The organism is Azospirillum griseum, from assembly GCF_003966125.1.
In the GTDB taxonomy this organism is placed as follows: Bacteria; Pseudomonadota; Alphaproteobacteria; order Azospirillales; family Azospirillaceae; genus Azospirillum; species Azospirillum griseum.
The window spans coordinates 1-952 of record NZ_RXMA01000107.1 but is presented as its reverse complement, the minus strand read 5'-3'; the positions used below and the strand labels follow the sequence as shown (position 1 = coordinate 952).

The 952-nt window shown below is 55.9% G+C and carries 1 protein-coding gene; it reads right to left on the bottom strand.

From position 1 onward, the window contains the following. Positions 1–347 precede the first annotated feature (347 nt). The coding region (locus tag EJ903_RS26350; RefSeq protein ID WP_148105320.1) for an FG-GAP repeat domain-containing protein at positions 348–952 on the bottom strand (605 nt) is incomplete at its 5' end.

Below are 952 nucleotides of genomic sequence, written 5' to 3'. Positions count from 1 at the left end.
CCGTCATGTTCGGCGAGCGTTTCTCAAAGGCGATGAGCGCCTGAGATTAAAACCCGCCCCGCCGAGCACGAAATTCCGGATAGTCCCGCGTCGATCCGCGGAATTCATCAAGGCCAGCAGCCAACGGCTGCGACAACAGGCCGGACACATGGATGCATCCTTCTCGGCCAGTCAGCGCGGATTTCCCTCTTGCACCGGAGGGGCCGTCCACACATGGTTTCTTCGACGGCATCAGTTTGCCACCGATCCCAGAAGGTGGAAGGGCCGTCCACCACATCACCTCAAGTTGGAAGGTGCCCCGATCACCGGACACCGGAACACCCGCCAACCTGCATGAATGGTCCTGGTTAGGAGAATGAAATTCCTGTGCTGGTAGACAGCCAGAAGTGGTTATCAGCCCCCTGATAAATCAGGTCCGCTTTACCGTCTCCATTAATGTCAGCATACTGCGCTTGGCCAAAGTTGAAATTTCCGATTTGGTCAGCGACCAGATGAGGTGTTGCAAAACCGGCACCCGAGCTTTCTGACAACCAGAACCGATTGTCGTTCCCCTGGAAGATGAGGTCGGCTTTGCCATCGCCATTCATGTCGGCAAGTTGCGCTTGGCCGGTTTGGAAACTGCCGCCATGGTCAATAACAAGATGCGGCGACGCAAAGCCGTTGCCTGTACTTTCTGACAAGTAGAAATTGTTGTCGTTGTCCTGAAAGAGGAGATCGGCTTTGCCGTCACCATTGACGTCGGCGTATTGCGCTTGACCGGCCTGAAAGGTGCCGCCTTCAGCGACCACCATGTGGGGCGCGACAAAACCGCTGCCTGTACTTTCTGACAGCCAGAATCGGTTATCTCCCCCCTGATAAATGAGATCGGCTTTACCATCACCATTGACATCGGCATATTGCGCCTTGCCAGCGACGAAAGCGCCACCATGGGCAACAGCCACGTGAGCGGACG